The sequence below is a fragment of the Dyella sp. LX-66 genome (assembly GCF_018599165.1).
Classification (GTDB): Bacteria; Pseudomonadota; Gammaproteobacteria; order Xanthomonadales; family Rhodanobacteraceae; genus Dyella_D; species Dyella_D marensis.
Window position 1 is genome coordinate 49,517 of sequence record NZ_JAHFVJ010000011.1, and the last position, 25,996, is coordinate 75,512.

At 66.8% G+C, this 25,996-nt stretch carries 29 protein-coding genes; 16 read left to right on the top strand and 13 right to left on the bottom strand.

The window, feature by feature from the left end; translation table 11 throughout:
* Positions 1–37: 37 nt before the first annotated feature.
* The 4 genes from KK141_RS18425 (at position 38) to KK141_RS18440 (ending at position 2,955) form a co-directional block, all read left to right on the top strand.
* A complete protein-coding gene (locus KK141_RS18425; protein WP_250901861.1) occupies positions 38–793 on the top strand; it encodes an alpha/beta hydrolase in 756 nt (251 codons plus the stop codon).
* A 45-nt stretch (positions 794–838) separates the two neighbouring features.
* On the top strand, positions 839–1,123 hold the full coding sequence (locus KK141_RS18430; RefSeq protein WP_214572572.1) for a hypothetical protein: 285 nt from the start codon (positions 839–841) through the stop codon (positions 1,121–1,123).
* 240 nt (positions 1,124–1,363) lie between these two features.
* On the top strand, positions 1,364–2,209 hold the full coding sequence (locus KK141_RS18435; RefSeq protein ID WP_214572573.1) for a DUF692 domain-containing protein: 846 nt from the start codon (positions 1,364–1,366) through the stop codon (positions 2,207–2,209).
* Positions 2,209–2,955: a DNA-binding domain-containing protein gene (locus KK141_RS18440; RefSeq protein WP_250901872.1), complete on the top strand. Its 747-nt coding sequence runs from the start codon at positions 2,209–2,211 to the stop codon at positions 2,953–2,955. Before KK141_RS18435 ends, KK141_RS18440 begins: the two co-directional genes overlap by 1 nt.
* Before the next feature lie 40 nt (positions 2,956–2,995).
* On the opposite strand, the gene KK141_RS18445 is transcribed toward KK141_RS18440, so the two are convergent.
* The 8 genes from KK141_RS18445 to KK141_RS18480 form a co-directional block, all read right to left on the bottom strand.
* Positions 2,996–3,232, bottom strand: a complete 237-nt coding sequence (locus tag KK141_RS18445) for a 4-oxalocrotonate tautomerase family protein (RefSeq protein WP_214572575.1) — start codon at positions 3,230–3,232, stop codon at positions 2,996–2,998.
* Between the two features lie 51 nt (positions 3,233–3,283).
* Positions 3,284–3,994, bottom strand: coding sequence for an SDR family oxidoreductase (locus tag KK141_RS18450; protein ID WP_214572576.1), 711 nt, complete (start codon positions 3,992–3,994; stop codon positions 3,284–3,286).
* Positions 3,995–4,096: 102 nt separating this feature from the next.
* Positions 4,097–5,068, bottom strand: coding sequence for a LysR family transcriptional regulator (locus KK141_RS18455; RefSeq protein ID WP_214572577.1), 972 nt, complete (start codon positions 5,066–5,068; stop codon positions 4,097–4,099).
* A gap of 52 nt (positions 5,069–5,120) precedes the next feature.
* Positions 5,121–5,543: a hypothetical protein gene (locus tag KK141_RS18460; protein WP_214572578.1), complete on the bottom strand. Its 423-nt coding sequence runs from the start codon at positions 5,541–5,543 to the stop codon at positions 5,121–5,123.
* A gap of 15 nt (positions 5,544–5,558) precedes the next feature.
* On the bottom strand, positions 5,559–5,996 hold the full coding sequence (locus KK141_RS18465; protein WP_214572579.1) for a tetratricopeptide repeat protein: 438 nt from the start codon (positions 5,994–5,996) through the stop codon (positions 5,559–5,561).
* Positions 5,997–6,055: 59 nt separating this feature from the next.
* Positions 6,056–7,360, bottom strand: a complete 1,305-nt coding sequence (locus KK141_RS18470; RefSeq protein ID WP_214572580.1) for a S41 family peptidase — start codon at positions 7,358–7,360, stop codon at positions 6,056–6,058.
* An 11-nt stretch (positions 7,361–7,371) separates the two neighbouring features.
* Positions 7,372–7,881: a helix-turn-helix domain-containing protein gene (locus KK141_RS18475; RefSeq protein ID WP_214572581.1), complete on the bottom strand. Its 510-nt coding sequence runs from the start codon at positions 7,879–7,881 to the stop codon at positions 7,372–7,374.
* A gap of 117 nt (positions 7,882–7,998) precedes the next feature.
* The gene (locus KK141_RS18480) at positions 7,999–8,928 is read right to left on the bottom strand and encodes a hypothetical protein (RefSeq protein WP_214572582.1); all 930 of its coding nucleotides are present in this window, start codon (positions 8,926–8,928) and stop codon (positions 7,999–8,001) included.
* Between the two features lie 90 nt (positions 8,929–9,018).
* Between KK141_RS18480 and KK141_RS18485 the strand changes: the two genes are divergently transcribed.
* From KK141_RS18485 to KK141_RS18520, 8 genes are all read left to right on the top strand, one after another.
* Positions 9,019–9,624: a TetR/AcrR family transcriptional regulator gene (locus tag KK141_RS18485; protein WP_214572583.1), complete on the top strand. Its 606-nt coding sequence runs from the start codon at positions 9,019–9,021 to the stop codon at positions 9,622–9,624.
* The gene (locus KK141_RS18490) at positions 9,621–10,514 is read left to right on the top strand and encodes an alpha/beta fold hydrolase (RefSeq protein WP_214572584.1); all 894 of its coding nucleotides are present in this window, start codon (positions 9,621–9,623) and stop codon (positions 10,512–10,514) included. Before KK141_RS18485 ends, KK141_RS18490 begins: the two co-directional genes overlap by 4 nt.
* Before the next feature lie 90 nt (positions 10,515–10,604).
* The gene (locus tag KK141_RS18495; protein WP_214572585.1) at positions 10,605–11,693 is read left to right on the top strand and encodes an alginate lyase family protein; all 1,089 of its coding nucleotides are present in this window, start codon (positions 10,605–10,607) and stop codon (positions 11,691–11,693) included.
* Positions 11,694–11,805: 112 nt separating this feature from the next.
* The gene (locus KK141_RS18500; RefSeq protein ID WP_214572586.1) at positions 11,806–12,741 is read left to right on the top strand and encodes a peptidylprolyl isomerase; all 936 of its coding nucleotides are present in this window, start codon (positions 11,806–11,808) and stop codon (positions 12,739–12,741) included.
* A 204-nt stretch (positions 12,742–12,945) separates the two neighbouring features.
* Positions 12,946–15,075, top strand: coding sequence for an AsmA family protein (locus tag KK141_RS18505; protein WP_214572587.1), 2,130 nt, complete (start codon positions 12,946–12,948; stop codon positions 15,073–15,075).
* A gap of 115 nt (positions 15,076–15,190) precedes the next feature.
* Positions 15,191–15,898, top strand: a complete 708-nt coding sequence (locus KK141_RS18510) for a PadR family transcriptional regulator (RefSeq protein WP_250901862.1) — start codon at positions 15,191–15,193, stop codon at positions 15,896–15,898.
* 175 nt (positions 15,899–16,073) lie between these two features.
* Positions 16,074–16,865: a siderophore-interacting protein gene (locus tag KK141_RS18515; RefSeq protein ID WP_214572588.1), complete on the top strand. Its 792-nt coding sequence runs from the start codon at positions 16,074–16,076 to the stop codon at positions 16,863–16,865.
* Between the two features lie 113 nt (positions 16,866–16,978).
* A complete protein-coding gene (locus tag KK141_RS18520) occupies positions 16,979–17,902 on the top strand; it encodes a DMT family transporter (RefSeq protein ID WP_214572589.1) in 924 nt (307 codons plus the stop codon).
* Here KK141_RS18520 and KK141_RS18525 read toward each other — a convergent pair.
* On the bottom strand, positions 17,892–18,797 hold the full coding sequence (locus KK141_RS18525; RefSeq protein WP_214572590.1) for a LysR family transcriptional regulator: 906 nt from the start codon (positions 18,795–18,797) through the stop codon (positions 17,892–17,894). The two genes, KK141_RS18520 and KK141_RS18525, sit on opposite strands and share 11 nt — an antisense overlap.
* A 113-nt stretch (positions 18,798–18,910) precedes the next feature.
* Between KK141_RS18525 and KK141_RS18530 the strand changes: the two genes are divergently transcribed.
* Together KK141_RS18530 and KK141_RS18535 are read left to right on the top strand one after the other, a co-directional pair.
* Entirely contained in the window at positions 18,911–19,789 is an 879-nt protein-coding gene (locus KK141_RS18530; RefSeq protein WP_214572591.1) for an MBL fold metallo-hydrolase, read from the top strand.
* 64 nt (positions 19,790–19,853) lie between these two features.
* The gene (locus tag KK141_RS18535; RefSeq protein WP_214572592.1) at positions 19,854–20,492 is read left to right on the top strand and encodes an NAD(P)-dependent oxidoreductase; all 639 of its coding nucleotides are present in this window, start codon (positions 19,854–19,856) and stop codon (positions 20,490–20,492) included.
* A gap of 104 nt (positions 20,493–20,596) precedes the next feature.
* Here KK141_RS18535 and KK141_RS18540 read toward each other — a convergent pair whose 3' ends face one another.
* The 4 genes from KK141_RS18540 to KK141_RS18555 form a co-directional block, all read right to left on the bottom strand.
* Entirely contained in the window at positions 20,597–21,154 is a 558-nt protein-coding gene (locus tag KK141_RS18540; RefSeq protein WP_214572593.1) for a cytochrome c, read from the bottom strand.
* A gap of 13 nt (positions 21,155–21,167) precedes the next feature.
* Complete coding sequence (locus tag KK141_RS18545) at positions 21,168–22,100, bottom strand: copper resistance protein B (RefSeq protein ID WP_214572594.1); 933 nt, start codon at positions 22,098–22,100, stop codon at positions 21,168–21,170.
* Entirely contained in the window at positions 22,097–23,806 is a 1,710-nt protein-coding gene (locus KK141_RS18550) for a copper resistance system multicopper oxidase (RefSeq protein WP_214572595.1), read from the bottom strand. The genes KK141_RS18545 and KK141_RS18550 overlap by 4 nt, the downstream gene beginning before the upstream one ends.
* A gap of 81 nt (positions 23,807–23,887) precedes the next feature.
* Complete coding sequence (locus tag KK141_RS18555) at positions 23,888–24,265, bottom strand: hypothetical protein (protein ID WP_214572596.1); 378 nt, start codon at positions 24,263–24,265, stop codon at positions 23,888–23,890.
* Positions 24,266–24,423: 158 nt separating this feature from the next.
* Between KK141_RS18555 and rlmJ the strand changes: the two genes are divergently transcribed.
* Both rlmJ and KK141_RS18565 read left to right on the top strand, forming a co-directional pair.
* Positions 24,424–25,299, top strand: coding sequence for a 23S rRNA (adenine(2030)-N(6))-methyltransferase RlmJ (gene rlmJ / locus KK141_RS18560; protein ID WP_214572597.1), 876 nt, complete (start codon positions 24,424–24,426; stop codon positions 25,297–25,299).
* A gap of 132 nt (positions 25,300–25,431) precedes the next feature.
* Positions 25,432–25,944 carry a Slp family lipoprotein gene (locus KK141_RS18565; RefSeq protein ID WP_214572598.1) on the top strand — a complete coding sequence of 171 codons (513 nt, stop codon included), beginning with the start codon at positions 25,432–25,434 and terminating at the stop codon, positions 25,942–25,944.
* The last annotated feature ends 52 nt before the right edge of the window (positions 25,945–25,996 follow it).

Here is a 25,996-nt window from a genome sequence, read left to right on the forward strand (position 1 = left end):
CCCACTCCCACTGCTTCGTCAACCAGGAATCCTTTCCATGCGTACCCTGCTAGGCATTGCCATCGCCATGGCCGCCGCCACCGGCGCAGCCACCGCCGCCGAGGCGCCCGCGCCCGCCATCAAGAACGTCGTGATCGTGCCTGGCGCGTTCGTCGACGGCTCCGGCTGGCGCGTCGTCCACGACATCCTTATCCACAAGGGCTACAAGGTGGTCGTTGCGCAGCCGCGCATCGACACGCTCGCCAACGACACCGAACAGGTGCGCGAACTGATCCGCGAACAGGACGGACCGGTGGTGCTGGTCGGCCACAGCTACGGCGGCGCGGTGATCACCCAGGCCGGCAACCGCGACAAGGTGAAGGCGCTGGTCTATGTCGCCGGCGTGCAGCCCGACGTGGGCGAGAGCCTGTCGCAGGTGGTGGGCTCGATGCCCTCGCCGAGCAATGACGTGATGCCGACCCGCGACGGCCATCTGTATTTCGATCCGCAGAAATTCGGCGACGACTTCGCCGGCGACCTCGGCAAGAACCGCACCGACTTCATGGCCGTCTCGCAGGTGCCCGCCAGCACCGCCGCCTTCGGCGCCACCATGCAGGTCGCCGCCTGGCACAGCAAGCCGAGCTGGGCCGTGGTCACCACCGACGACCGCGCGCTCAGCCCCGACCTGCAGCGCTGGATGTACAAGCGCGCCGGTTCCAAGGTCACCGAAATCAAGGCCAGCCACGCTGTGTACATCTCGCAGCCCGAGGCCGTAGCCAGGGTGATCGAGGACGCCGCCAACGGCGTGCGTTGAGTTTCTTCTCTCTTATTCCATTCCATCCATTCAAGGAGTCACCTCATGAGCATCATCGCTACCAAGTCCCGTTCCGGCCTCGCTGCTGCGGCCGCACTCGTCGCCATTGCCGCGGCTTCCGTCATCTCGCCGGTCAAGGCGGCCGATCAGGGTTCGCAGCAGCGCGAACCGGTGCGCTGCTATGGCGTCAACAGCTGCAAGGGCGAGAGCCTGTGCGCTACTTCGAAGCACGATTGCAAAGGGCTTAACGATTGCAAGGGTCAGGGCGTCGTGGTGAAGACGAAGGCGGAGTGCCTGGCGGCGGGTGGGACGTTGACGGAGCCGAAGTAAATAGGGTCCAAGTCGGAGCCCCCTTCTCCCCTCCGGGGAGAAGGTGCCGGCAGGCGGATGAGGGGCCGGGGCTCGCCACGAGATTTCAACGGAGCGGAGAAAAGCTTTTGAGCTTGTCTCCAGGTTCAACGTCGCGCTCCGCCCGGCCCCTCACCCCAACCCTCTCCCCGGAGGGGAGAGGGGGCTGGTTTGAGGCGAGTATTCAACTTCTCTTATTCAAGCGAACGCAGGAGCAACACCATGTCCCACGCCATTCCGACCTTCGACGGCTACGGCCTTGGCCTGCGCCGCGAGCACTACCGCGACTTTCTCGACACCGACGTGCCGGTCGACTTCGTCGAAGTGATCTCCGAGAACTTCATGGTCGACGGCGGCCAGCCACTGGACATCCTGCGCCGCATACGCGAACGCCATCCTGTGATCCTGCATGGCGTATCCATGTCGATCGGTTCCGCGGATGGATTGCGCGTCGATTACCTGAAGCGCCTGCGCAAGCTCGCAGATGCGATCGAGCCCTTGTTCGTTTCCGACCACCTGAGCTGGTCGCGCTTCGCCCATTTCAATTCGCACGACCTGCTGCCCCTGCCCTACACCGAGGAAACGCTGGCGGTGGTCTGCCGCAATATCGACATGGCGCAGGAAGCGCTGGGTCGCGCGATGCTGTTCGAGAACCCGTCCAGCTATGTCAGCTTCGCGGCGTCCACCATGGCCGAATGGGAATTCATCGCCGAGATGAGCCGCCGCACCGGCTGCGGCCTGCTGCTGGACGTCAACAATATCTATGTCAGTGCGCAGAACCACGGTTGGGATGCGCAAGCCTATCTGCGCGGCATACCCGCCGACCGCGTGCGCCAGATCCATCTGGCCGGACACACCCAGGGCGAGGATCTGCTGATCGATACGCACGACCAGCCGGTCAATGACGAAGTGTGGTCGCTATATGTCGCCGCCACGGCGATGTTCGGCCCGGTCGCCACCATGATCGAGCGCGACGACGCCATTCCGCCGCTGCCGGAGCTGCTTGCTGAATTGGCTATCGCCCGCAGTCTGCGCGTTGGCCATGCAGCGGTGAAGGAGGCTGCGTGATGCTTGCCGAAATGCAGCGGGATTTCAGCGACTGGCTGGTGCAGGCGGGAGACGATGACGGTTTGCGTCGTGGGTTGATCGCGACTCGTGGCCTGGCCGCCTACCAGAACAACTACCGCACGCAACTGGTCAACGTATTGCGCGCCAGCTATCCGCAGCTGAAGCTGGCCATGGGCGACGAGGCCTTCCTGCAGCTGGCCATCCATTACATCGACCGGCAGCCGCCTTCCTCGTGGACCCTCGATGCCTATGGCGCCGATCTCCCCGACAGCCTGCACGCGCTGTATCCGCACAATCCCGACCTGCAGGAGCTGGCGTGGATCGAATGGACGCTATCGGAGGTTTTCGTCGCGGCCGATGCGGCGGCGCTTTCGCCTGCCGATCTCGATGGCGTCGATTGGGAGACGGCTACGCTGCGCCTGAGCCCCGGACTGCGCCACCGCGCAGCCACCACCAACGCGATGGCGATCTGGTCGGCGCTGCAGGATGAAACGCCGGCACCCGAAGCTGAAATGCTCGAAGCACCGGCGGGCCTCGTCGCCTGGCGCCAGGATTTCATGTCGCGCCTGCGCCAGGTCGATGCGATCGAACATGCAGCCCTGCTTTCCGTGCAGGAAGACGGGCACTTCGGCGCGCTGTGCGATGCGCTGATCGAACGCCTCGGCGAAGAACCAGGCATTGCACGCGCAGGGCAGCTGCTGGCGGACTGGATCGGCTCGGGCATCGTGGTTGGCGTAAGCCACTGAACGCTACGGCCGCGCGGTACTGCCCGCGCGGCCTCCCGGCTTATTTCTTCGCCGCTTCGCGCTGTCGTCGATATTCCAGCGCCGGCAAGCCGCCCCAGCCCCAGTTCTCCGTCTCCACTTCGTCGATCACCACGAAGGTGGAATCCAAGGGTTTGTTCAAGACATCCAGCATCAGCTGGCTGACGCCCTTGATCAGGGCAGCCTTCTCTTCAGCGGTCGCCGCGTTACGGCCGGGCGCGCTGCCCTCGCGGGTAATTTGAATATTGATATAAGGCATGACGCTTTTCTCGCGGTGATGAAAGGGCCGGCTGCGGCCGGCCCATCCGTTTCAGTGACCGGCGCTCTGGCCGCCATCGACGTGCAGGATCTCGCCGGTGACAAAGCCCGCCGAATCCAGGTACAGCACGGCGTCGACGATATCGGCGACTTCGCCCATCCGGCCCACCGGATGCAGCGCCGCCAGGAAACCGTGCGTCTCCGGCGCATGCATCGGCGTCTTGATCACGCCGGGCGATACCGCATTCACGCGCACGCCGCGCTTGGCATATTCGATGGCCAGCGACTTGGTGGCGGCATTCAGGCCGCCCTTGGTCAGCGCAGCCAGCGCCGCCGGCACGCCGTCGATCGCATGATCGGTAAGGCTGGTGGTGACGCTCACCACGTGGCCGCTGCCCTGCCTCTCCATCTCCGCGATAGCCAGCTGGGTGATATGGAAGAAACCGGTGAGGTTGACCGCGATATTGGCGGCGTAATCCTCCGCCGTAAATGCGGTAAACGGCTTGGCGGTGAAAATGCCGGCGTTATTGACCAGGGTGTCGATGCGGCCGAAGCGCGCCAGCGCCTCCGCCACGATGCGTTCGGCAACGGCGCGTTCGGCGATATCGCCGGCTACCGCGATCACATCCGGATCGCTGGACGGCTGGATCGAACGCGAGTTGGCAATCACGCGGTAGTTACGGTCGCGGAAGGCCTTGACCAGGCTTGCGCCGATGCCTTGCGATGCGCCGGTGACGATGGCGACTTTCTGTTGGCTGTTCATTAGATGCGTCTCTTGGGGGAAAGGAGGTTCGGCTTATCGCCGATCGGGCTGCCTGCCCGACGCCTCCAATCTAGGCGCGCACCTGAAACTAGCGAATCCCCGTCACCCGGCAGACATTCTTCCGCGCCGCGGTGGAATCGGCGCATCCGGCGCCATCTCCACTTCCTTGGCAAGGCTGGCGAAACGCGCGCGCAGGCGTGGCAGCGCGAAGTCGGCGAAGGCGCGCACCTTCGGCACGGCCAGGCGGCCGTACGGCGAAACCAGATGCACCGGGATCGGCACGGGCTCCGCATCCGCCAGCACGATACGCAGCGCGCCCTCCCTGATCTGCGGCGCCACGTGATAGGAAAGCAGGCGCGTCACGCCATGCCCTTCGACCGCCGAATCGATTGCCGCACGCACGTTGTTCACCACCAGGCGCGGCGTAAACGCCACGGCGCGCGGCACCGACGAACCTTCCTGCGGCGGGAAGCTCCACGACTCCGGTCCCATATGCGTCATCGCGATCAGCTGATGCTTGGCCAGGTCCGCCGGTTCCACGATGCGCGGATGCTTCGCCAGATAACGCGGCGACGCCACTACCACCCGCCGCACCTCGCCGATGCGATGCGCGACCAAGGTGGAATCCGGCAGATGCGTAATACGCAGCGCCAGGTCCATGCCTTCCTCGACCAGATTCACCGGCCGCTCCAGCAGATGCAGCCGCACGCTGACCGTCGGAAATTCGTCCATGTACGCATCGACGATCGGCCTCAGGATTTCCACGCCTGCAAATACCGTGGCAGAGATGGTCAGCGTCCCGCGTGGCACCGAGCGCTCGCCTGCCGCGTTGCGATCGGCTTCTTCCAGATCCGCCAGCACCTTGCGGCAGGCCATGGCATAGCGCTCGCCTGCCTCGCTCAGCTTCAGCGAACGCGTGGTGCGATGGAGCAGCGGCACGCCGACGTGCGCTTCCAGAAACGCAATGGCGCGGCTCACCGCCGCCGCCGAACGTCCCGTCTTTCGGCTGGCCCCGGCGAGGCTGCCTTCGTCGAGCGCGGCGACGAAGACTTTCATGGCGTCGATGCGGTCCATGGAGATTGCCTCGCTACGTGGCGGCCTGCGCCGGAATGACGAGTTGCCGGACTCAACGCTCGGCGGAAAGCTTGAGCAACAGAACGCTGATGTCCCGCTTCAGATCCACATCGTCCACCGAAGCGGCGTGTGTATTCGCCTGCGAAGCACAACCCCAGGCGGCCTCGGGTTGCCCGCAACCCACATAGCGCCTGGCCAGTTCCAACAAAATCGACGCACGATAAGCATCGGCTTGTTCGGCCTGCCCCAGCGCATGCAGATAAAGCGGCACGGCGGCGAGATCGTCGTGCGTGAAGTCGGCCAGTGTTTCCCACGGAAACGGATGGCGCACGCCTTGCGCGTCCTGTTCCTCGCAATAGGCGAGCAAGGCGTTATAGCTGCGCCAATAGACAGCCGCCTGCCCGGCTTCGCTCGCCTCGAACATCGACCAGGCGAGCGAGGAGACGGTTTCGTACATCAGCGAGGGGATGTCCATGCCGGGCCCTTGGCGTTACCAGCCCGCGGCCGGTGCCTGGATCCTGGTTTTCAGGAAAGCGAAATACTTCGGATCGTCCTCGTCGAAGATTTCGCTGCCGCCGCCCATATACGCGCGGCATAGCTCGTCGGCCGCGCGTACTTCGTTGCCCACCTCGAATTGGGCCTGGCCCAGGCGCAGATGCAGGAACGGATTGCCGATGGCGCCAGGGCAATGCATCGCATCGCCCAGCACGGTCACGACCTGATCGTAGTCCTGGGCCTGGAAGTACAGATCGCCGAGGGCAGCGAGGATCCAGGTGGTGGCCTCGAACTGTTCGGCCGGCTCGGGCACGAGTTGCAGGGCGGCCATGTAGCTGGTGTAGGCCTCGCCGAGCTTGCCCTGCCCGACCTGTTCGTCGCCTTCGGCGCAGAGCCGTTCGATATCCGCCATCAAGGCTTCGGGGATGCTCATGATCGCCTCCTTGCGCGAGCGACAGTCCTCGCTGTTGCGGGCGATTAAAGCATAAGCCCTCAGCCTTCGCGCTGATATATCCGCGGCTTGTCCTCATCGCTCCACAGAGCTTCCAGGGTCTTTCCCGTCAGGCGCACGCGCAGCGTCTCCACGCCGTCTACACCGAAGGTGTCCTGCGTGAGTGGCTGCAGGCGCGATTCGGGCCAGTGCGGCAGGGTGATCCAGAGCGAGCCGTCGCGCTGGACCACGGTGATGGCGTTCGCATTGGGTCCGCTCCTGCGGTAGCTGCCGGCGAAAGGAGCCAGCGCGGCAGCATCCGGCTGCACCGGGTGCAGGGCTGCCTGGACACCGACCAGGGCCCACTGGTAATCGCGCTTCTGCTCCTCGCTGGCCTTGGGATTGCCCGCCAGCTTGTCCAGCGCCTGCTTCTCCGCGGTTTCCAGGGCCAGCATGGGTGCCGATGCGACATCGGGCGCCACGCCATCGTGCTCCCAGTTGGCCTTGCTGATGGCATGTTCCGGACGGCCGAACGAAACGCTCAGCACGAAGTACGGCGCCACCGGCAACAGCGCATTGTTGTTGGCGGCGCCCGCGGTGTTCTCGCCGACCAGCTGGCCGAGCTTGAACTGCTTCACGTCATAGGCGAATGCTTCGGCGGCCGAACCCGTGCCGCGGCTGGTCAACACATACAGCGGCTTGTCCTTGATGCGGCCGGTGGGCAGGTAGCTGACGGTGCGGGACTGCTTCGGCGCCTTGGACCCTTCGAAGAAGGTGTATTCCAGCACGTCGGGATCGAGGAAGTGGCTGACCAGATACTGCACGGCGCCGTGCGATCCGCCGGGGTTGTTGCGCAGGTCGATGATGATGGCATCGCCGTCCTTCAGGAAGCGCACGGCCTCGTCGTAAGCCTGGCCCGTGCTGTCCTGCACCCAGGCGAATTCCGCGATGCGCAGGTAGCGGATATTGCCGGGCAGGATGCGCATCTCCACCAGGCCGTGGTGGTTGCGCACGGCGCGCTCGCGCCAGTAGGGATCGTCGCCGGATTCGTCATCCTGCGACGAGCGCAGCGCCGCCGCGTAGCCGGCGGGATCGACACTCATCCACAGGTGCCGGTCCTTGCCGGCGGCGCGCAGGTCCTCGGTGATGCGGTCGACGAACACGCGGGCATCGTCCGTATCGTAGCGGCCCGCGCGCCGCTGCTTTTCCAGCGCGGCGACAATCGCCGGGCGCAGCGCGGGGAAGACGTAGCGTTCCTGGATCAGCTTCTCGACACTCTGGATCGCCGCGTCGCGCTCCTTCTGCGTCAATGTTTGCTGCGCCGATGCCGCGAGGGGCGCCAGGCTCAACAGGCTTGCACATGCCATGGCCAACAGTTTCATTTGGATGATTTCCCGGGCTTCGGTTTGCGTGGAGAGGGCTTGGCAGAGACGGCGCGTTGCAGGCGCTCGCGGAAGGGCCGCCGCTCCAGTGCGTCGATCGCATCGCGCAGCAGGGCGGTCAAAGGCATCGGCAGTTCCCGGTCCAGCGTCCTGGCGGCGGCTTCGGTGGCTTCCCATTGGCGGCGCAGCGCCGGCACGATCGCTTCGCCCGCCGGCGTAAGCGCGGCAATGCGTTCGCGCGCGTCGCCGCCCGGTTCCAGCGCCACCAGGCCGGCGCGCACCATCTGCGCCACGGTCTGGCTCACCGCCGAATGAGTGATGCCGGCGCGCAGCGAAATCGCGCGGATCGAAGCCGGCCCCTGCGCGAGCAGGACGCGCATCACCGGTGTATAGCGCGGCCGGTAGTCGAGGGAGAGGGAGCGATAAGCGTCCTCCACCGAACCGTCCAGCAATTCGGTGAGGTGCCGCAGCAGCGTGCCCAGGGTGGCGGTCTTTGGAAGCGTCATGGCGGTGAAACGTATAAGCGCTGTTATATCTCCCGCAAGTGTCGGGAGAGGCACCGTGTCGTTGGTCATGGACGGCGTGGCTGGAGCGCAGCGCGCTACTTGCGGCGCGCCCTCAGGTCAGGCCTTGCGCTTGGCGCCTGCCGCGCCTGGCCGTCCGTCGAAACCGGTCAGGCAGCAGATCAGCTTGCGCTCCGTCACCACGAAGATGGCGTCGTCGCCCTTCTCCTGCTGTCCGACGAAGAACAGCAGGCTGCGATCCTTGCTGCCGGCTTTCTTCAGGTCCTTGGCTTCGTTGCTGGCGGTTTCCACTTCGCGCAGCAGGGCATTGCGCTGGCGCTGGGTCCAGTCGCTCCACAGCACTTTTACCTGGTACGGACGGCCGGGCTTGCCGTCGTGCCATTCCTTTACGTCCATCTCGATCAGCGCGTGGTCGTCGGTGACTTCCGGTGCACGCCAACCGATGGGGCCGTGGAAAAGATGGGGAATCGGATAGCGGATCAGATGCTCCTGCTTGGTGCGCAGGCGCCAGATCACTTCGTCGTAAGTGGTGCCGTACAGATCGAGAAAGTGCAGCTCGCGATGGCGGTCGTTGGGGAAATTGAGATAGGCGCGGCAGATATCGCGAAAGCTGGTGGTGACACGCGGACGCTGGCGTGCGCCCTGCTCCGGCGGCGCGGCGGGTGCACGGCGTGCCTTGCCTTCGCCTTCGATGGCGCCTGCACCTGGCGCGCCTTCGGCCGGCGCCGTTTCCACCGGCAGGCGAAAACCCGCCGGCATATAGCCGGGAAAACTGCCGTCGTCCTCGCTCAGCGATTCCGTGCGGGCGCGCTTGAGCAGGTCCGCCTCGCCATTGCTGGGACACCACGGCGGGCATTTCGGCTTGGCGGCGAAATGGGCGCGACGCAGGTTTTCCGGACGGTACGAAGTGGGATAGACCTTCGAGCCGCAGTCGGGGCAGACGAAACCATCCGGGTCGACCGGCTCCATCGACCACAGGTCTTCGGCATCGACGTCCTGGCCGGTATGGATGTTGGTGGCGCGAAACATGGTCCTTCACCCTGGGGCTGATCCTGGGCACAAGCCTAGTGCAGGCGGCACGTTGACAACTGGACCGACCGGTCTATAGATTCAGCCACCATGAAAACCGTCGACACTCCCAGCACCCGCGAACGCCTGGTCGCGGCCATGTTCGATTCGCTGCAGCGCAAAGGCCTGCACGGCGTGGGCCTGAGCGAAATCCTGCAAGAGGCGCAGGCGCCGAAAGGCGTGATGTATCACCACTTTCCTGGCGGCAAGGCCGACCTCGCGGTGGCGGCGATCGAAGCCGGCACGCTGCAGATCAAGGCAAGCCTGCGGCAGCTGGCCGATACCAGCGCCGATCCGGTGGAGGCGCTGAAGACCTGGTGGAACCACGCGCACAAGCGCCTGGAGCGCAGCGGCTTCGAACGCGGCTGTCCGCTCGCCGCCATCTCGCTGGAATCCACGCCGGACGATACCGAATTGCGCCAGTCGCTGGCGCAGGCCTTCGGCGAATTCCGCGAACTGGTGGCGGGCATGCTGGCCAAGGCCGGCATCGGGGCAAAACGCTCGGCGCAGTTGGCGGCGCTGATCGTATCCGCCTACGAAGGCTCGCTGATCCAGGCCCGCGTGGCCGGCAGCGCCCGACCCGTCAACGATACGGTGGAGATGCTGCTGGGCTTGTTGCGTGTCGAATTGGCTCAGGCGAAAGGAGCTCGCGCATGAATGCCGTACCCACCGTTTCTGGCCAGGCGCTCACCCTGGTGGCGCAGGACGGTTATCGACTCGGCGCCGTGCTCTATCGCGCCCATGGCGACGAAACCGCGCGCATCGTGGTGGGCAGCGCCACCGGCGTGCCGCAGGGTTTCTACCGCCGCTTCGCCGAATTCGCCAATGCGCGCGGGTATTCCGTGCTCACCATGGACTACCGCGGCGTCGGCGCCTCGCGCCCGGCCAGGCTGAAAGGCTTCGAGATGAGCTTTCTCGACTGGGCCACGCTGGACCTTGCCGCGGCAGTCGACCACTTCGCCGCCGACGCGACGCCGCTGTATCTCATCGGCCACTCCTTCGGCGGCCACGCGCTGGGCCTGCTGCCCAATCACGAACGCCTCGCCGGCGCCTATCTGTTCGGCGTCGGCGCCGGCTGGCACGGCTGGATGCCGCAGCCCGAACGCACGCGCATCTGGCTGGCGTGGAACGTACTGCTGCCGGTGCTGACCCGGCTGATGGGCTATATGCCCTGGAAATCGCTGGGCGCCGGCGAGGACCTGCCGATGGGCGTGTATCGCGACTGGCGCCGCTGGTGCGGCTTTCCGCATTACTTCTTCGACGATCCGGCGATGTCCCATATCGCCGACGTCTATGCGCGCGTGCGCACGCCGATCGTCGCCGCCAATGCGCTGGACGATCTGTGGGCGCTGCCGCGCTCGCGCGATGCCTTCGTCGGCGGTTATCGCCAGGCGCCGCTGGAACGCCGCGACGTCGATGCGAAGAAGGAAGGCTTCGGGTCGCTGGGTCATATGGGCTATTTCCGCCAGCACGCGCAGCCGCTGTGGGAGGAGGCATTGGCATGGTTCGGCACGCGTGGGGCCAGCGCGACGCAGCCCTCGGTATAACCCGGACCGCGGCTGACCGCAGGAACTTGCCTCACATCCGGCAGGCGCGCGGCGCGGCACACTGGCGCAAAAGGAAGGCCGGGAGCCGTCATGCCACGTGGATCGATTGCGTTGTCGCTCGCCATCGCGGCGTTGTTCGCCGCCTCCGCCACCGCGCAGATGCGCGGAACCATGACGCCACCGCGCGCCATCACCCTATGCCAACCCAAGGCACCCGGCGCAGGCGAACAGAATGCGTCCGCCAGGAACATCCTCGCCGCCGCCGAAAAGCACCTGGACGACCAGCCCCACGCGCTCGCCCACGTGCACACCGAAGGCACGCTGCCGCACCAGGGCATTCGTGACCAGAGCATCGAAGCCGAACGCGACTGGCCGCTGATGCGGCAGGCAGCGCTGGCTTGGCGCTTGAGCGCGGATGCGCGCTATCTGCATCAGGTCGACGCCTATCTCGCCGCCTGGTCGAACACGTATCAGCCGGATTTCAATCCGATCGACGAAACCAATCTCGACGGCCTGATCGACGCCTATGTACTGACCTCCGCCGCCCTGCCCGCATCGACGCGCGACGCCACCCGCGCCCTGCTGCGCAAGCTCGGCGATGGCTATATCGAACGCATCCGCGCCTTTCCCGCGGAACACAGGCCCGGCACCGCGACCAACAACTGGCAAAGCCACCGCATCAAGCTGGTGACGCTCGCCGCCGCCGCGCTCGGCGATCAGGCGATGTTGAAAACCGCGCACGAACTGTTCGAACGCCAGGTCGCCGACAACATCAAGCCCAACGGCGAAGTGATCGACTTTGCCGAACGCGACGCCTTGCATTACGTGGTGTACGACCTGCAACCGCTGGTTGCCGCCGCACTCGCCGCCAAGCCCTTCGGTGACGACTGGCTGCACTACGCCACGCCGCAGGGCGCCTCGCTGGCCAAGGCGCTGGACTGGCTGCGTCCCTTTGCGGAGGGCAGCAAGACGCACGAAGAGTTCGTGCACACCCAGGTGAAGTTCGACCGCGATCGCGAGAAGGCCGGCGAGAAAGGCTACAGCGGCCCATGGGATCCGAAGAGCGCGGCCTCGCTGTACTGGCTGGCGGCGCAACTGGACAACAGTTATCTGCCGGTGGCGCAGCGGCTGTCCACCGCCCCACCGGACTGGATCGGCGCCTGCTCCTACGGCCAATGACCCGGGCCAATGACCCCGGCCAGTGACCCAGGCCAATGACCTGAGGCCCGCGTCGCGGGCCGCGCACTCTGCTACCTTCCGGCGGGTTTCCACCACACCGCCAAGGTCCGCCATGTCCCGACCCGTTCCGCGCCTGCTCGGCCTTTCCCTGCTCTGCGCCCTGGCCCTGCCGGCCCTGGCCGACACGCCTCCGTCGACCAAGTCGGCGACGCCGAAGGAGCTGCTGCAGCAGTCCAAGCCCGCCGAATGGCGCAAGCCCGATCCGAACAACCTGCTGGAGATGCGCCTGCCGCAGGGCAAGGTGCTGATCGAGCTGGCGCCGGATTTCACTCCGCTGCATGCGGACAACATCCGCACCCTGGTGCATGAGCATTACTTCGACGGCCTGGCCATCATCCGCGTGCAGGACAACTTCGTTACGCAGTGGGGCGATCCGGAAGACGACGACAAGGGCGACAAGAACAAGGTGCGCTCGCTGGGCAAGGCCAAGAAGACCGTGCCCTCCGAATACACCCGCCCGATCGATGCCAAGCTGCCGTGGACCGCGCTGCCGGACGGCGACGTGTATGCACCGGAAGTGGGCTTCAGCGAAGGCTTCCCCGCCGCGCGCGACAAGGCCAGCGGGCAGGAGTGGCTGACGCATTGCTATGGCGCGGTGGGCGTGGCGCGCGATGTCGGCCCCGACACCGGCAGCGGCAGTTCGCTGTACGCGATCATCGGCCAGGCCCCGCGCGGATTGGATCGCAATCTCGCCGTGGCCGGCCGCGTGATCCAGGGCATGGAGTTTCTCTCGGCCTTCCCGCGCGGCACCGGCCCGCTGGGCTTCTACGAGAAGCCGGAACAGCGCACCACCATCGAATCGGTAAAGCTCGCTGCCGACATGCCGGCGAAGGAGCGTCCGAGTATCGAAGTGCTGCGCACCGACAGCGCCACCTTCGCCGCGCTGATCGAAGCGAAGCGCAACCGCCGCGACGATTTCTATCGCAACCCGGCGGGCAAGATCGACCTGTGCAGCATCAATATCCCGGTGCGCGAAGCCAAGCCCTGAGCACTGCCTCAGCGCCTGGCGTAGGTTGGGGTGAGCCGCAGGCGAACCCCAACATCGTCGCCGTCAGGCAGCCCATCGCTGCAAAACGATGGATCAGCCCGTCGCGGCGAGCGTGAACGGGCTCTGAGCGCAGGACCCCGCACATACACAATTTTTTCGCGCATGCGGTTATCTGTCGCGATGGAAGTGGCGCGGGAGAAAAGCATGAAGCGAAGCCGCAAGGTGTTGATCTGGTCGCTGGCCGCACTGCCGGTGGTGCTGATAGCCATCGCGGTGCTGGTGATCGCCACTTACGACTGGAACCGCCTCAAGCCCACCATCAACGACAAGGTCAGCCAGGCGGTGGGCCGCCCGTTCGCGATCCAGGGCGACCTCAGCGTGGCATGGCGGCGCGAGCCCGGCGAAAGCGGCCTGGGCGGATGGATTCCGTGGCCGGAACTGATCGCACGCGATATCCGCATCGCCAATCCGGAATGGGCAAAGCAGCCGCAGTTCGCGCAATTGGACGCCGTGCGCGTGCGCGTGGCGCCTTTGCCGCTGCTGGCGCATCGCATCGTCATTCCCAGCGTGCAGCTGGAGCACCCGGTAGTCGATCTCGAACGGCAGGCGCCGGACCAGGCCAACTGGGATTTCGCCTTCGGCAAAAGCGATGAGCCTTCGTCGTGGAAGATGGATCTGCGCGCGATCGGTTTCGACCGCGGCCAGATCGGCTACGACGATGCGGTGAGCAAGGTAAAGCTGCAGGTGGACGTGCAACCGCTGCAGCAGGCGATCCCGTTCGACCAGATCATGCAGCAGCAGTCCGACGATGCGCGCGACCAGGCCGCACGCACGGCCGGCGGCGCGGCGCGCAAGGCGCTGGCGGCGAGCAAGGAGAAGGACGAGGACAAGGTCGATGCCAAGGCTTCGCGCACGGCCTATCTGTTCGCCTGGCAGGCGACTGGCAGCTATCAAGGCGCGCCGCTCAAGGGCAGCGGCAAGATCGGCGGCGTGATCGCACTGCAGGACATTGAACGCCCGTTCCCGCTGCAGGCCGACGTGCATATCGGCGACAGCCATATCGCCCTGGTCGGCACCTTGACCGATCCGCTGCATCTGGGCGCGCTGGACGTGAAGCTGTGGTTCTCCGGCACCAGCATGGCCAAGCTCTACGCCATCACCGGCGTGACTTTGCCGGATACGCCGCCCTACGCCACCGAAGGCCATCTCACCGCGCAGCTCGCGCGCGGCGGCAGCCATTTCAGCTATCGCAACTTCCGCGGCCGCGTGGGCGGCAGCGACCTGGCCGGCAGCCTGGACTTCGTCACCGGCGGCGCGCGGCCCAAGCTCAGCGGCACGCTGCGCTCGCAACTGCTGCAGTTCGCCGATCTGGCGCCGCTGATTGGCGCCGATTCCAACGCGGAGAAACAGCGCCGCGGCGACGCCACCCCGCAGCCGGCCGACAAGGTGCTGCCGGTGGAACCGTTCCGCACCGAGCGCTGGAAAGCCATGGATGCCGACGTGCATTTCACCGGCGCGCGCATCGTGCGCGGCGCGGATCTGCCGATCGATTCGCTGCAGACCCACGTGGTGATGGACAACGGCGTGCTGCTGCTCGACCCGCTGGACTTCGGCGTGGCCGGCGGCCGCGTCGGCAGCACCATCCGCCTGGACGGCAGCCAGGCGCCGATGCGCGGCGCGATCAATCTGCGCCTGCGAGGACTGAAGCTGAAGCAGCTGTTCCCGACCTTCCAGGCCATGAACACCAGCTTCGGCGAGATCAACGGCGACGCCGATCTCAAGGCGCGCGGCAATTCCGTCGCCGCCCTGCTCGGCAGCGCGGACGGTGAACTCAAGCTGCTGATGAACGATGGCGCGATCAGCAAGAACCTGTTGGAGACCGCCGGCCTCAACGTCGGCAATATCGTGATCGGCAAGCTGTTCGGCGACAAAGTGGTGAAGATCAACTGCGCCGCCTCCGACCTTGCCGCCAACGACGGTGTGTTCAACACGCGGCTGTTCGTGTTCGACACCGAGGACGCGTTGATCAATGTCGAGGGCAAGGTGAACTTCGCCACCGAGCAGATGGACCTCGACGTGAAGCCGCACAGCAAGGGCCTGCGCATCTTCACCCTGCGCTCGCCGCTGTACGTGCGCGGCACCTTGAAGAATCCCGACGTGGGCGTGCACACCGGTCCGCTGCTGCTGCGCGGCGGCGGCGCGGTGGCCCTGGGCTTGCTCGCGGCGCCGGCCGCGGCCCTGCTGCCGCTGGTGGTGGCCAGTCAGGGAGGCCAGCCCAATACCTGCCAGCAGGTGCTGCAGCAGGTGCGCTCGGGCAAGACGCCTTCGCACTAACCGCATCAATAACTTATGGGTTAAACGATATATCGCGCCGAGGCGGCGGGACACTTGCACTCGATATTCTTCCGATATATCGTCAGCGCCAACTTACGATATATCGGAACTCATCATGCGCAGCCCCCGCCACTTCTTCCACGCCCTCCGCGAATACCACCACCTGCACCACCACTACATGCGCGAACGCTTCCATCCATTCCAGGCCGACGACATGGACTGGGATGGCGGCGAGCGCCAGGAACGCTACGAACGCCACTTCGGCCGCGGCCATCACTTCGGCGACCGCATGGGCGGCGACTTCTTCGCCGAATGGGCCGGCCTGCGCGGCGGTGGCCGCCGCGGCGGCGGTGGCCGCATGTTCGGCCACGGCGACCTGAAGCTGCTGCTGCTGGCGCTGATCGAGCAGCAGCCGCGCCACGGCTACGAGCTGATCCGCCTGATCGAAGAGATGTTCCACGGCCACTACTCGCCCAGCCCCGGCGCGATCTACCCCACCCTGACCATGCTCGAGGAACTGGGCCATGCCCAGGTCGAGAACGAACAGGGCGGCCGCAAGCTCTACGCCATCACCGATGCCGGCCGCAGCTTCCTGGACGAGAACCGCGCGGCGGTGGAAGCGGTGATGAGCCGCACCGAGGAAAGCGCGCGCATGGCGGCACGCATGTCGATGCCGATGTCGATCCGCAATGCGATGCACGCGCTCAAGCATGCGCTGCTGATGCGCGGCGCCTCCGACTGGAGCAAGGCGGAGACGCAGCGCGTCGCCTCGATCCTGGAAAAGGCCGCCGCCGATATCGCCGCGGGTTCGCGCCGCGAGTAATCCGCGCCATGGCATGCCGCCAGGCCGCGCGGTGCCGCGGCCTGGCTTGAAATACCCGTCGCCGCGGCCCACATCCGCATTCGCGACCTTCCCTCCGGCGCCACGCCCCTCGGCCAGCCACCCGGTTTCCGCCCCGCCATGCGCGGTGGCGTTCCCCTTCCGTTCCGAGGTTTTCATGAGCAGACACGAATCCCGCAGGGTGATGCACGAGGTGCGCATGCGCCGGCTCGAAGTGCGGCGCGTGGAGCGGCTGACGCCGCATATGCAGCGCATCGTGCTCGGCGGTGAGCAGCTGGAAGGTTTTTTCAGCGGCGCGCCGGACGACCACGTCAAGCTGTTTTTCCCCAACGATGCCGGCGAATTGGTGTTTCCCAAGCGCGGGCCGAACGGCCTCGAATATCCGCCCGGCGCCGATCCTTCGCCGATGCGCGATTACACGCCGCGCCACCACGACACCGTGCATGGCGAGCTGACCGTGGATTTCGTGCTGCATGGCGACGGCCCCGCCTCGACCTGGGCGGATGCGGCCAAGGTCGGCGATGTGATCGGTGCGGGCGGCCCGCGCGGTTCCTTCGTGGTGGCGGACGACTTCGACCATTACGTGCTGGTGGCGGACGAGACCGGACTGCCGGCGATCGGCCGCTGGCTGGAGGAAATGCCGGCGTCGGTGTCGGCGACCGTGCTGGTGGAAGTGCCGGAGGCCTCCGACCGGCAGGTGCTGTTCACCGATGCCCCGTGCGATGTGCAGTGGTTCGAGCGAGACGGCGTGGATGCCGCAGCCAGCACGCTGCTGGAGGACGCGTTGCGCGGCGTGTCGCCGAAGGGCGATGCGTTCTATTGGATCGCAGCCGAATCGCGGCGTGCGCGCAACATGCGCTTGATGCTTGCGGAGCGTGGTGTGCCGAAGGAATGGGTGCGTGCAACCGGCTACTGGAAAGCCGACGGCACGGACGACGAGGACGAGTAAGCCGCCGTCGGCGTAGGTTGGGGTGAGCCATAGGCGAACCCCAACATCGTCAACTTCAAACGTTGCGCACTGTTGGGGTTCGCCTATGGCTCACCCCAACCTACAATGCGGGCATGCAATCCGTCACCAAAGCCCGCCTGCAGATCCACTTCTGCGTCCTGCTGTGGGGCTTCACCGCCATCCTCGGCAAGCTGATCACCCTGCCGGCGCTGCCGCTGGTGTGGTGGCGCATGCTGCTGGTGGCGGCGTCGCTGCTGCTGATCGCCAAGGTGCGCCGCGGGCTGAAAGCCATGCCGGTACGGCTGCGCTGGGCCTATGCCGGCATCGGCGCGCTCGTTTCGCTGCATTGGCTGACCTTCTACGCGGCGATCAAGCTGGCCAACGCTTCGGTGGCGGCGACGTGCATCGCGCTGGGCCCGGTGTTTCTCGCCCTGGTCGAACCCTGGATCGCCGGCCGCAAGTTCGATCCGCGCGAATTACTGATCGGCGTGGCGGTGGTGCCGGGCGTGGCCCTGGTCGCCGGCGGCGTGCCGGCGGACATGCGCATCGGCATCGCGGTGGGCACGCTGTCCGCCCTGCTGGTGGCGCTGTTCGGCGCGTTCAACAAGCGCTACGTCGACCGCGCCGATCCGCTGACGGTGACCTGCATCGAGCTGGGCACCGGCGCGCTGTTCCTCACCCTGCTCGCCCCGCTGCTGCCCGGTCCTTCGTTCGTGCTGCCCGGCGCGCACGACGCGGCCCTGCTGTTGCTGCTGGCCTTCGGCTGCACCTTGCTGCCGTTCGCGCTGGCCCTGGTGGCGCTGCGCCACATGAGCGCGTTCGGCACGCAGATGGTGACGAACCTGGAACCGGTCTACGCGATCGTGCTGGCCATCCTGCTGCTGGGCGAGCAGCACCAGCTGGACGGCAAGTTCTATCTCGGCGTGGCGATCATCCTGGCCGCGGTGTTCGTGCACCCGCTGCTCCATCGCCGCAGCGGCAAGGCGGCGCAGCCGGAACTGCTGGGCACCGCCGAAAGCCACAACGTCATCGAGTAAGCGGCGGCTCCATCTCGCCCTGCAGATGGTCGATGAAGGCGCGCACCTTGGCCGGCGCCTTGCGCCCCGGATACACCGCATGCACGCCGCCTTCCGGCAGGCGGTACTGCGCCAGCAGCGCGACCAGGCGCCCGGCGCGGATGTCTTCTTCCACCAGGTAGTCCGGCAGCACCGCGATGCCCGTGCCCGCCAGCACCAGACCGCGCACCGCGGCGGCACTGTTGGCCTGCGCGGCCTGCCGCAGCCGGATAGTGCGGCGCGCGCCGCCCGGGCCGGTGAACTGCCAGCGCAGCGGCACCGGCAGCGCGGACATCGCGATCGCGCCGTGCGCGGCCAGATCGTCCAGCCGCCGCGGCGTGCCATGTTCGGCCAGATACGCCGGTGCGCCGACCAGCAGCTGGCGGAAGCTGCCCAGCCGCGTGGCGCGCAAGGTGGAATCGCGCAGCCAGCCGCCGCGGATGGCCAGGTCGAAGCGTTCGGCGATGACGTCGGTGATGTGGTCGCTCAGCACCAGGTCCACCTGCACTGCCGGATAGCGCCGCATGAAGCTGGCGAGGCGCGGCACCACCACCGCGATGCCATAGTCGAGCGAAGCGGTAAGCCGCAAGGTGCCGCGCGGTGCGTCGCGGCTTTCGCCGGCGCGTTCGATTGCCGCTTCGGCATCGGCCAGGATGCGCACGCAGTCGGCGTGGAAAGTGGCGCCCGCCTCGGTCAGTGACATGCGCCGCGTGCTGCGCACCAGCAGGGTCACGCCCAGTTCCTGCTCCAGCCGCGCCAGATGCTGGCTGACCATCGCCTTGGTCATGCCCAGCTCCTCCGCCGCGCGGGTGAAGGAGCCGGCGCGCACCAGCGCCGCGAACACCGCCAGCCGGTTGAGATTGACCTCGTGCGCCATGCGCGCCTCCGCTCACTGTCAAGCCAGACTTTACAGTGAATTACCGGTTGATACGTATATCCGTATCAATGATCGGCGCATGCTTCGCCCCGTTCCCATCGCGAGACACGCCCATGCGCAAGCTACGCACCGCCCTGCTGTTGTCGCTCGCCCTGGCCGGCGCGGCCCAGGCCAAGGACGCCGCCCAGCCCCTGAAGCTGGACGTCTACAACCCCGGCGACCGGGGCATCTTCCCGGTCGCCTCGGTACTGGTCGAAGGCGAGCACGATGCCGTGCTGGTCGATGCGCAGTTCGCCAAGGGCGATGCGCAGAAGCTGGTGCAGAAGATCAAGGCCTCCGGCCGGCACCTGACCACCATCTACATCAGCCATGGCGACCCGGATTACTACTTCGGTCTCGACGTGCTGCACGCCGCTTTCCCCGACGCGAAGATCGTCGCCAGCAAACCCACCGTGGAGCATATCCAGGCCTCTTCGAAGGCGAAGCTCGCGTACTGGGGCCCGATCCTCAAGCAGGATGCACCTGCCACCCTGGTCGTGCCGGACGTGCTCGAAGGCAGTCACCTGACGCTCGAAGGGCGCGCGCTGGACATCGTCGGCCTCGACGGCCCCACGCCGGAGCGCAGCTTCGTCTGGATTCCCTCGCTCAAGGCGGTGGTCGGCGGCGTGGTGGTGTTCGGCAACCTGCACGTATGGATGGCCGATACGCAGACGCCGGCTTCGCATGCGCAGTGGCTCGCCACGCTGGATCGCATCGAACAGCTCAAGCCGGCGCAGGTGATTCCCGGCCACTACCAGGCCGGCGCGCCATTCGACCTGAACCAGGTGCGCTACACCCGCGGCTACATCCAGGCCTATGACGCCGAAGCCGCCAAGGCCAAGGACGCCGCCGCGCTCGTCGCCGCGATGGAAAAGCGCTACCCCAAGGCCGGCGAGAAAGCGTCGCTGGAACTGAGCGCCAAAGTCAGCAAGGGCGAGATGAAGTGGCCGTAAGCCACAGCATGTCGTCCGCAACCTCCCCCTCCCTTTATCGACTGTCCCTCACCGGAGTTCGCTTATGAAAATCGCACTGTTCGGCGCCACCGGCCATATCGGCCAGGGCATCCTCGACGAAGCGCTCGCGCGCGGCTATGACGTGGTCGCGGTGGTACGCGACGCTACCCGCCTGCCGCAGAAGAACGCCAAGCTCACCGTGGTTACCGGCGACGTGGCCAAGCCGGAAAGCTGGAGCGACGCCGTGCGCGGCGCCGATGCCGCGGTGGCCAGCCTGTCGGCGCGCCGCGATGGCGATCCGGAGCTGGTGCCCGCCAACGCCCGCGTGCTGATCGGGAACCTGCCCAAGGCCGGCGTGCAGCGGCTGTTCTGGGTGGGCGGCGCGGGCACGCTGGAAGTCGCGCCGGGCAAGCGGGTGATCGACGACGCGCACTTCCCGGCGGCGTGGAAGCCGGAAGCGGAAGCGCAGGGCAAGGCGCTGGAAGTGTTTCGTGCCAGCCAGGGCATTACGTGGACGTACCTGAGCCCCGCTGCGTTGATCGAGCCGGGCGAGCGCACCGGCAAGTATCGCGTCGGTGGCGAGCAGTTGCTGGTGGATGCCCAAGGCAATAGCCGGATTTCGATTGCCGATTACGCGGCCGGGTTGCTGGATCGCGTGGAGAAGCGGGATGCGGAGAACAAGCGCATCACGCTGGCCTACTGATCGACTCGCCTTCACTTGGGCGTAGGTTGGGGTGAGCGGTCAGCGAACCCCAACGTGGCGATACGTTGGGGTTCGCCTTAGGCTCACCCCAACCTACGCGATGCTCAATGATGGTCGTCGTGATCGTCATGCTCGTCGTGGTGATGATGCCGACCACCATGCCCATCGTCCCCCGCCGATCCCGCCATCGCTTCGAACGCCGCCTCATCCTGCTTCGGCAGCACCTGCAGAAACGCCACCATGTCCCAGATCGCCGCATCGTCATGGCTGCGGCCCCATGCCGGCATCGCGCTCATCTTCACGCCATGCTTGATCGTCCAGAACGCCTCCGCCGGGTCGTGCACGCCATGCCGCGCCAGGTCCGGTGGCTGCGGATACAGGCCCTTGCGCAATTCGGTATCGCGCATGCCGGGCGTGAGATGGCAGGAGCTGCACATCTGGGCGTAATGCATGGCGCCGCGGCGGATACGCGCCGGATCGTCCAGTGCGGGCACGGCAGTACCGGTGGCCTGTTTCTCGATCGAACGATCGCGCAGCACTTCCACCGCGCGCTCGGTCACCGTCCAATGCGGCTGATCGGCGCCGATCGGATAGACGCCGGAATACACGAAGGCCACGGCGGCAACCACCGCCAACACAAGCAACAACAGCAAAGCTTTCATCGCAGGGTCCTCCTCAGAACCAGAGCCGCACGCCGGCCAGCCAGGTCGTCTCGCGACGCGGCAGGCCGGTGAGCAGACCATTGGGTTGGCCAAAACGCCGCGTGTGGTTCACGCCGATGTATGGCGCGAAGCGGCGGCTGAATTCGTAGCGCAGGCGCAGGCCCGCTTCGGCCTCGGACAGGCCGGCGCGGATGCCGCGTTGCGGGTCGTCCTTGCCGTAGAAGTTCACTTCCAGCTCCGGCGCCAGGATCAGGCGCTGGGTAAAGCGCAGGTCGTAGCTGCTCTGCAGGCGCAAGGCGGTGCGTCCCCGCGTACCGGCGTAGAACGTCGCCTGCGTTTCGAACCAGTACGGCGCCAGGCCTTGCACGCCCGCGGCCACCCATTGGCGGTCCGGGCCGTGGCCGAAGTCGTGGCGCACGCCGAGCTGCCAATCCCAGAACGTGCTGAACGCGTGGCCCCACAGCACTTCGGCGCGCGCATCCTGCGTGCCTTCCGCGCTGCGCTCGCCTTCCGTGCGCAACCACACGCGGTTGGTGTCGCTGCCCCACCAGCCTTCGGCTTCCCATGCGGTGGCGTAGTCGCCGCCGACGCTGCGCGTGCGTTCGAGGCGATCGAACAGCCACATGCCGCGTTTGGCCAGATCGTCCATCTGCATCATGTCCACCATGTGCTCCGGCGGCATCGGCGCGGGCTGGTGTTGCGGTGGCGGCGGCGGAACGTGGTCGTTCGGCGGCAACGCGACCGGCATCGGCATGGTGTGGCCGGCATGTTCATCTTGCGGATCCATCTGCATGCCAGGCATATCGTCCATCGCCTGCGGCTGGGCGGGAGCCGTGGCGGGCGCCGGCGGATGATGATGTTCGTGCCCTTGCATGGCGTCCTGCGCGGCCGCGGCGAACGGCAACATCAAGAGCAGCGCGGCAAGTGCATTGCGCTTCGTCCTCATGCCACCACCACCTCGCGGAACATGCCCGCCTCCATGTGGTAGAGCAGATGGCAGTGATAAGCCCAGCGGCCCAGCGCATCCGCATTGACGCGGTAGCTGAGCTGCTGCGCCGGCTGCACCACCACGGTGTGCTTGCGCACCTGGAAATCGCCATGCTCGTTTTCCAGCTCGCTCCACATGCCGTGCAGGTGGATCGGGTGGGTCATCATGGTGTCGTTGACCAGGGTGATGCGTACGCGCTCGCCGTGCTTCAGGCGCAACGGCTCGGCGTTGGAGAAGCGCGTGCCGTCGAACGACCACAGGTAGCGTTCCATATTGCCGGTCAGGCGCAGGGTGAGTTCGCGGTCCACCTCGGGCGAGATCGGCGCATCCACCGCATGCAGGTCGGCATAGCTGAGCGCGCGGCGGCCGGTATTGCGCAGGCCCACGCCGGGATCGTCCAGATTGCGGCGCGGCTGCGGCACGCGCATGTCCACTTCCACGCCGGTCTTCAGCGTGGGCATGGCCGCCATGCCGTGGCCGCCGTGGCCCATGCCGTCCATGTCGTGGCTCATGCCCTCATGGCCCATGGAACCCATCATGTCGCCCATGCTCAGCAGCGGGCGCGGATCCAGCGGCGGCACCTCTGCCGCCATGCCCGCGCGCGGCGCCAGCGTGGCGCGGGCGTAGCCGCTGCGGTCCATGCTCTGCGCGAAGATGGTCCAGGCGCGGTCGGCAGCCGGTTCCACGATCGCGTCGTAGGTCTCGGCTGTGCCGATGCGGAATTCGTCCACTGTCACCGGTTCCACCGGCTGGCCGTCGGCGGCGACCACGGTCATCTTCAAGCCGGGAATGCGCACGTCGAAGAAGGTCATCGACGAGCCGTTGATAAAGCGCAAGCGCACCTTCTCGCCCGCCGCGAACAGGCCGGTCCAGTTGCCGGCCGGCGCGCGGCCGTTGACCAGATAGGTGTAGGCCATGGCGGAAACGTCGGCGAGGTCGGTGGGGTCCATGCGCATCTGCTGCCACATGCGCCGCTCGGCCAGCGCACCGCTCAAACCCTGGCGGCGCACGTCGCCCGCGAATTCGCCGACGGTGCGCTTGCCGAGGTTGTAGTAGTCGCTCTGCTTCTTGAGGTTGGCGTAGATGCGTTCGGGGTCGGTATCGGTCCACTCGCTCAGCAGGATGGTGTAGTCGCGCTGCACGGCATGGCGTTCACCGTGGCGCGGCTCGATCACGATCGGGCCGTACAGGCCGATCTGCTCCTGGAAGCGCGAATGGCTGTGATACCAGTAGGTGCCGGCCTGGTTCACGGTAAAGCGGTAGAGGTATTCGCCGCCCGGCGGAATGCCGTCGAAGCTGATGCCTGGCACGCCGTCCATGTCCGCCGGCAGCACGATGCCGTGCCAGTGGATGGAACTGGTCACCGGCAGGCGGTTGCGCACGCGCAGGGTGACGGTGTCGCCCTGGCGCCAGCGCAGCAGGGGTGCGGGCAACTGTCCGTTGACCACGGTGGCGATGCGCCGCCGCCCGGTGAAATCGACCGGCAGCTCGCCGATCTCCAGTTCGAAATGCGTGCCGCTGAGTTCGGCGCGCGGCGCGCTGGCCAGTTGTGCCAGCGCATCGCCGCGCCACAGGCCGAGGCCGGCGGCCACGCCGCCGAGGGCCAGGCCTTGTACGAAACGCCGTCGCGGCAGCTGGAAGCCGCGCGGTTCTTGCTTGTTCATGGTGAAACTCCGTCATGCTCGTGCCTGCCGCGCAGGCATGGATAAAGAGCGGCCGGCAAGCGGCCGCGCCATGCACGACAGTCAGGCCGACGGAGGTCTCAACGGAGGTTTGGCAGGCTGTTGCGGCGCGGCCTCGCTGCCGCGCGGCGCACCTAAGCGTTCGGGCGAAGGATGCGCGGCGGCGACGATGGCGACGCCATCCAGCGTGGCCGGCGCATGCGCGCAGGTGCAATCCGGCGCCGCGTGGCCATGCGTATGCGGTGCCTGCGGCTGCGCGTCGTGCATGCCATGCATGCCGGCATGGCCGTCCATCTGCATCGCCTTGGCCGGCGCCGGCTGCATGTCGTCGCAGCAGCCGCCCGCGGCCCAGGCCATGCCCGCCAGCAGCAGCCACGCGCACAGCGCCAGCGCGAACAGGGCGCGGGAACGGCGTAGCGATGGCAGGAGGCGATGAAACATGGGCCGGAGGATGCCAGCGGGCACCAGGGGGAACAACTCTGGAGTTGGCTTCAAGCGGCTTCACCGCATGGCGCAGGTTGGGGTGAGCCCCAGGCGAACCCCAACATGGCGGCAACGTTGGGGTTCGCCTGGGGCTCACCCCAACCTACAATGGCGGAATGAACTATCGCCACGCCTACCACGCCGGCAATTTCGCCGATGTCCTCAAGCACACCGTGCTGTTCGCCCTGATCGAGGCGATGAAGGCCAAGCCCACGCCGTTCTGCCTGGTCGACACGCATGCCGGCAGCGGCTGCTATGCGCTCGACAGCGCCGAAGCGGGCAAGACCGGCGAATACAAGGACGGCATCGCCCGCCTGCTGTTCCCCGACCTGCACCAGAGCACCCCTTCCGGCCCGCTGCCGCCGCTGCTGCGCCACTGGCTCGACTCGGTGCTGGCGTTGCCCGGCAACAAGGACGGGCTGCGCCTCTATCCGGGTTCGCCGCTGCAGGCCGCCAACGCCCTGCGCGAGATCGACAGCGCGCAGCTGTGCGAACTGCAGACCGACGAAGCCACGCGCCTGCGCGAGCTGTTCCATCACGACCGCCGCGTGCACGTGCACGAGCGCAACGGCTACGAAGCCTTGAAAGGCCTGCTGCCGCCGAAGGAAAAGCGCGGCCTGGTGCTGATCGATCCGCCGTACGAAGCGCAGGAAGCCGAATACCGTACCATCGAGCAGGCGCTGAAAGCCGCGCTGCTGCGCTGGCCGACCGGCGTGTATGCGGTGTGGTATCCGATCAAGCTGCGCAGCCAGGTGCAGCCGTTCCTGCGCTGGGTGCAGCACAGCGGCGTGCGCCGCGCGCTGCGCGCGGAACTGCTGCTGCGTCCGGACGACTCGCCGCTGCGCCTCAACGGCTCGGGCATGGTCATCCTCAATGCGCCGTGGAAGTTCGACGAGGTGCTGCGCGAACCGCTGCGCGCGATGAGCCGGCTGCTGTCGCAGGAGCGCCCGGCCAACTGGAAGCTGGACTGGCTGATCCAGGAAGCCGACTGAGCCGCTATCGCCCCCGGCCGCCCCGCGGCTAAGCTTGGCGCCGCGTCCGCGCACTCGCGCGGACACTCGATCTGGCGCGCACCCGCGCCGACACTCGATCCGGGCCGTCCCACCTCACGCAGGAGACCGACCATGCGCATGCCGAACGTCCACCTCGTCCTTCGCCTGGCGGCCGGCGCCGCCCTGCTCGGCCTGAGCGCCTGCGCGCCCGCGCCGATCTACAAATCCACCGGCACCCTCGCCGCCGCGCCGTTCAAGGTGGCCGAGGCGCCGGAGCACTACAGCAATGCGCCGGTGATCTGGGGCGGCCGCGTGGTGGCGGTGCGCAACCTGCCCGACCGCAGCGAGATCGAAGTGCTGGCCTACCCGCTCGACGGCTCGCAGCGCCCGAAGGCGAACGACAGCGGCCTGGGCCGCTTTATCGCCACCATGCCCGGCTATGTGGAACCGATGGACTATCCGGCCGGCGCGCTGATGACCATCGACGGCCAGATCAACGGCAGCCGCGCCGGCAAGGTCGGCGAGGCGCCCTACGTGTTCCCGCTGGTGAAGGTGAACCAGTCGCACGTGTGGACCGCCAATGAGCTGAGCAGCGGCAAGAACAACGTGCATTTCGGCGTGGGCGTGGGCGTCGGCATCCGCTGACGCGCGCTTTATTCACTGCATGGGCGTCGGCATCCGCTGACGCGCGCTTCAT